Source organism: Coprobacter sp. (assembly GCF_982436375.1).
This window is the reverse complement of sequence record NZ_CEWDCG010000217.1, coordinates 1-4,645: the sequence shown is the minus strand read 5'-3', so window position 1 is coordinate 4,645 and position 4,645 is coordinate 1. Positions and strand designations below refer to the sequence as shown.

Here is a 4,645-nt window from a genome sequence, read left to right as displayed (position 1 = left end):
CCCCCTGCTCCCAAAGCAGGTGCGCTAACCGGACTGCGCTACACCCCGAATCTTCATTAAAGATATTGTTTGCGGTGCGGACGGGACTCGAACCCGCGACCCCATGCGTGACAGGCATGTATTCTAACCAGCTGAACTACCGCACCAGTTAACAAAATTAAGAACGCTTCTTTTTTCTTTTGCGTTGCAAAGATAGTCACATTTTTTGATTTAACAACAGTCTTGAATGAAAAATTTTCAGGAAAATCTTTATTAAAAATCGTTCGATACACAATCGGTTGAAAATCAGATAATGCAGAAAACAGGTTTTAAATAAAAATTATTTTTGTTTCTCGGTTAAATGTTTCCAAAACCTTACAGGCAAGTTTTGACGATGTAGTTTGGGGTTGTTTCTTTCCTTAATATTAATTGCTTTGAAATATTCTTTCCAAAGCTTTTGAAATAATTCTTCATCGGGATGCATTTGATTTTTGTCTAATATTCCGGATAGAAGATGAGCGCTACTGTTTTCGAACTGTATTTCTGTAACCGAAGACAGATCATAATAGTATCCGTATTCTCGTTTTAAATCATAAATTATCCATTTCTGGTCTGAAAAGCGATCCTTGCAGTGAGGAACAATTAAAGACAATACATTATAAATCGGCTCTATTGCTGCAAAGAATGTTCCATCCATAGCTTTTTGGAAACGTAGAAGCTGAATAATTCGGTGTTGTTCACGATGTACTTTTTTCCAGATTTGAGAAAGTTCCAAGACATCATTATCTCCGAAATTCAGTTCAATAGAACAGGGGGAATCTATAGCTTTTCGTATATAACGAAAAATCAATAGATCTATTTCGGGCAATTCAGATAACCAACTGGCAGCAAGACAGGAGAGGGCAGGTCTCGACAACTTTTTCATCAATCCGTTCCATACCCGTTCCGCTTTATCATTATCCGTATATACTATATGTAAATCGTCATAGAATAGTGGAAGAGTCTCGTCTTCGCTCAGTAAAAGATCCGGAAATGTTTTTCGAGAATAAGCGTCGAAAATTGCATTCAACAACCCTTCAAATGTTTTATCATATATGAATATATTCATGTTTTTAATCTTCAAAAGAGAGCGTTAGTTGTCGTGAGTCTTTCGTTCGTGGTCTCCCTACTAAAAGTTTGCGGATATTTTGTGGATTCATTTCGTTTACTGTTTGCATAGGAAGTTCGTTGCAAGTAATAAAATACTGCGCTTTTTTCATTACCACGCCGATTTTTTTTAATTGGGACGCTCCTAATCGGGAGTAACGGCGGGAAACAACGATTAATTTTGCAGATTTTATACCGATTCCGGGTACTCGCAGAAGCATTTCGTAGTCTGCTCGGTTTATATCTATCGGAAAAATTTCCGGATGACGTAAAGCCCACGCAAGTTTAGGATCGATATCCAGATCGAGATTAGGATAAGCATCATCTACGATTTCATTTACTTTGAATTGGTAGAATCTCAATAGCCAGTCGGCTTGGTACAATCTGTTTTCCCTCACCAATGGAGGTTGTTTTAGAACCGGCAATCGATTATCATAATCGTTTACATGAATATATCCGGAATAATATACTCTTTTCATCGTTGGTCGCTGATATAAAGCAGACGATATGCGGAGTATATCCTTATCTGTATCTGACGTTGCTCCTACAATCATTTGTGTACTTTGTCCTGCCGGGGCAAAACGGGGTGCATGGCGGAATCTTTTTTTTTCTTCCGCACTTTGTAAGATCCCTTGTTGTATGTAACGCATTGGCGTAAATACACTTTTAAAGTCTTTTTCAGGTGCTAATATTTTGAGGCTTTCTTCATTAGGAATTTCTATATTTACACTTAATCTGTCAGCATATAATCCGGCTTCGTTTACTAGTTCACGGCTAGCTCCCGGAATGCTTTTCAAATGGATATATCCGTTGTAACGGTGCTTCAATCGTAATTCTTTTGCTACTCCTACCAATCTTTCCATGGTATAGTCCGGGTTATTTACTACTCCTGAACTTAAAAAAAGACCTTCGATATAATTTCTTCTATAAAATTCAATGGTAAGATCAACCAACTCTGATACAGACAAAGTCGCTCTTTTCAAGTCATTGCTTTTACGATTGATACAATAAGCGCAATCGTATATACAATAATTGGTAAGCATGATTTTCAGAAGCGAAACACATCTTCCATCTTCTGTAAAACTATGGCAAATACCCCAGCCCGAAGCACTTCCTATGCCACCTGTCATTTTGGAGCGGGAAGTTCCGCTTGAGGCGCAAGATACATCGTATTTTGCCGATTCCGCAAGAATTTTCAGTTTTTCGAGAACTTTTTCATTCATAATTATATTTCGCTCTGATAACTGCAAAAATAGAGAAAGACTTTGTTTTTATGTAGAAATTGTTCCTTAAATTATATCTTTGTATGAGTTAAAAAAATGAGTGTTTTTTATCAGGAAAATATGTCCTTTTAAGGACTGTTTTTGGGTAATTAAAAAATGCTTAAAGCAATGTAATTTTTGAAGAATTAAGATTAGACTATTATCATTAAATCGGAATTGGTTGAATATGATGTAACGTTGGACGTAAATTTTGTTGACGTAAATGTGCAAAATGAACAGGCCGTAAGATTTTATTTGCATCAGTGATTTCATGTAATAGGTCGTGATGCAACAGATAGTACCGGAAAGCCGTATTCTGTTTTACACGTGCGATTATAAATATAAAAATGCAAGTTGTATGAATGACACGAATATAATACCGATAGAAAATCATCCGTTAAAACCATTTATTCCACAAAATACTCGGATGCTGATGTTGGGGAGTTTTCCTCCGAAAAAGATACGTTGGAGCATGAATTTTTATTATCCGAATCTTCAAAATGATATGTGGCGTATTTTCGGACTCGTTTTTTTCGGAGATAAGGATCATTTTTTAGATGATACAAAACTATTCGATAAGAACCGCATTACCGTTTTTTTGGAAGAGAAAGGCATTGCTTTAAGTGATACTGCTCGATCTGTAAAGAGGTTAAAAGATAATGCCTCTGATAAATTTTTGGAAGTTGTAGAAGCTGCCGATATTAATACTTTATTAGAGCAAATGCCAATGTGCAAAGCTGTTGTCACTACAGGACAAAAGGCTACCGAGATATTGAGTGATCTTGTTTCGTCTGCAATTCCTCCTGTCGGAAGCTTTGTTGAATTTGAATATCAAAGTAGAAAAATGCGTTTTTACAGAATGCCTTCTTCTTCCCGGGCCTATCCTAAACCTTTGTCAGAAAAGGCTGCGGTATATGCCCGGATGTTCGAAGAATTAGGTTTATTGTAAATATGGATTTTGTTTCTTTTCAAAGCCTATTGTTGTGCTAGGACCGTGTCCGGAATAAATAACCGTATCTTCCGGTAGTATAAATAGTTTTTCTCGAATACCGGTAATTAATTGATTATAGTTTCCTCCCGGTAAATCCGTCCGGCCGATACTGCCTCTGAAAAGTACGTCTCCGCCAAACGCTATTTTTTCTTCTTTGCAATAATATATGATACTTCCGGGAGAATGTCCCGGTACGTGTATAGCTCGTAAAGAATATTTCCCGATTTTGAAAATATCGTTTTCATGGACATTATGATCAATGGGAATGGGAGGGTCTTGTAATTGTATGCCGAACATAGAAGCTTGTTCTTTCATGTTATCTAATAGAAAAGCATCATCGGGATGGGCTGTTAATCCGACATTGAAAGTATTATACACATGTCTGTCTCCGAAATTATGATCGAGATGCAAATGTGTTGCCAAAAGATATTTGACTTTCAAATTATTGTCTATAATGTAACCCGATAGAATATCTTGTTCGTCTGCATAATAACACCCTGCGTCTATGATTGCGCATTCACCGGTTTCACTATCCGATATGACATACGTATTTTCTGAAAACGGATTGAATTGGAACTCCTTAATTACCAGCATATATATATATTATTTATTTGTGGACAGGTACGTAAACGACCTTTTTGGTATCGAAATACTCTTCTTTGAAATATTCTTTCAAATTGTACACGATCGAAATCTTTTTAAATGGTGCTACTTCGTTTTGAAGTTCTCCTCCTTTTAAGCAAATCAGACCGTTAGGCATTGCATTTTGTTGCTTTTTTCGGATATTTTTGCGAATAAGTTTCATTAGATCATTTAATGGCATGACAGCGCGACTTACGACAAAGTCGAACTCGCTTTTTTCTTCTTCTACTCCACAATGTCTGCATGTCACGTTTTGCAGTCCGATGGATTGTGCTATTTCTGAAGCGACTTTAACCTTTTTTCCGATACGATCTAATAAATGAAATTTGCATTCGGGAAATAAAATAGCCAGAGGTATTCCGGGAAATCCTCCTCCAGTACCTACATCCATTATTGCACTTTCGGGAGTAAATTGTATAATTTTTGCTATTCCTAAAGAATGCAATATATGGTGGGTATATAGATTGTCTATATCTTTACGGGAAATAACGTTGATTTTACTATTCCAGTCTTTATATAGTTCGTCTAAGGTTGCGAATTGGGATTTTTGATTTTCGTTTAGATTCGGAAAATATTTTTCAATAATTTGCATCGGATATTTAGCGTAAATAATAGGTTATTAATA

Annotated in this window: 5 protein-coding genes and 1 tRNA gene; 1 reads left to right on the top strand and 5 read right to left on the bottom strand. The window is 36.4% G+C overall.

What is annotated here, in order from left to right:
- Nucleotides 1-72: 72 nt before the first annotated feature.
- The 3 genes from AC1WHX_RS10590 to AC1WHX_RS10580 form a co-directional block, all read right to left on the bottom strand.
- A tRNA-Asp gene (locus tag AC1WHX_RS10590) sits at nucleotides 73-146 on the bottom strand.
- A 173-nt stretch (nucleotides 147-319) separates the two neighbouring features.
- Nucleotides 320-1,087, bottom strand: a complete 768-nt coding sequence (locus tag AC1WHX_RS10585; RefSeq protein ID WP_122338051.1) for a TIGR03915 family putative DNA repair protein — start codon at nucleotides 1,085-1,087, stop codon at nucleotides 320-322.
- Nucleotides 1,088-1,091: 4 nt separating this feature from the next.
- Nucleotides 1,092-2,348, bottom strand: a complete 1,257-nt coding sequence (locus tag AC1WHX_RS10580) for a putative DNA modification/repair radical SAM protein (protein ID WP_122338050.1) — start codon at nucleotides 2,346-2,348, stop codon at nucleotides 1,092-1,094.
- A gap of 397 nt (nucleotides 2,349-2,745) precedes the next feature.
- On the opposite strand from AC1WHX_RS10580, the gene AC1WHX_RS10575 reads away from it, so the two are divergent.
- Entirely contained in the window at nucleotides 2,746-3,336 is a 591-nt protein-coding gene (locus AC1WHX_RS10575) for a uracil-DNA glycosylase family protein (protein WP_009317119.1), read from the top strand.
- On the opposite strand, the gene AC1WHX_RS10570 is transcribed toward AC1WHX_RS10575, so the two are convergent.
- Both AC1WHX_RS10570 and rsmG read right to left on the bottom strand, forming a co-directional pair.
- Nucleotides 3,328-3,969: an MBL fold metallo-hydrolase gene (locus tag AC1WHX_RS10570; RefSeq protein WP_039927699.1), complete on the bottom strand. Its 642-nt coding sequence runs from the start codon at nucleotides 3,967-3,969 to the stop codon at nucleotides 3,328-3,330. The two genes, AC1WHX_RS10575 and AC1WHX_RS10570, sit on opposite strands and share 9 nt — an antisense overlap.
- A 16-nt stretch (nucleotides 3,970-3,985) precedes the next feature.
- On the bottom strand, nucleotides 3,986-4,612 hold the full coding sequence (rsmG, locus tag AC1WHX_RS10565; RefSeq protein WP_009317117.1) for a 16S rRNA (guanine(527)-N(7))-methyltransferase RsmG: 627 nt from the start codon (nucleotides 4,610-4,612) through the stop codon (nucleotides 3,986-3,988).
- Nucleotides 4,613-4,645 lie beyond the last annotated feature (33 nt).